The following is a 404-nucleotide window of genomic DNA, read 5'->3' as shown; positions in this document are numbered from 1 at the left end:
TTGCTTAAAGACCAATGTAAACGGTGATACGGCAATGTTCGTTTCACTTGAGTGCAACAAAGCTGGGTTCTTGTAGAAGAGCAATGCACCAATAATGAAAATGGCCAAGATGTAGAACAATAGAATGCGCCAGAATACTTGCTTAATCGCCGTTGGCACTGAGGTTTCAGGCGTTTCCGACTCACCAGCCGTAATCCCGACCATTTCCGTTCCTTGGAATGAGAAACCAGCAACCATGAAGACGGCTAACATTCCCCCGAAACCACCAACGAAACCGTGGTTACCACCGGCAGACAAGTTTCGGGCCACATCAGGATGATAAGACATGATCCCAAAAATCGTAGCGACTCCAATAATCAAGAACGCAATAACTGCAACAACCTTAATTGTTGCCATCCAAAACT

1 pseudogene is annotated in these 404 nt (G+C 45.5%); it reads right to left on the bottom strand.

Going from position 1 to position 404, the window contains the following annotated elements:
• Positions 1-404, bottom strand: a pseudogene (locus tag WEIDD23_RS12355) (gamma-aminobutyrate permease); the annotation flags it as partial.

It is taken from the genome of Weissella sp. DD23, from assembly GCF_001579105.1.
GTDB lineage: Bacteria > Bacillota > Bacilli > Lactobacillales > Lactobacillaceae > Weissella > Weissella cibaria.
Note: the sequence above shows the minus strand (reverse complement) of the source record. Positions and strands in the feature narration are given on the sequence as shown.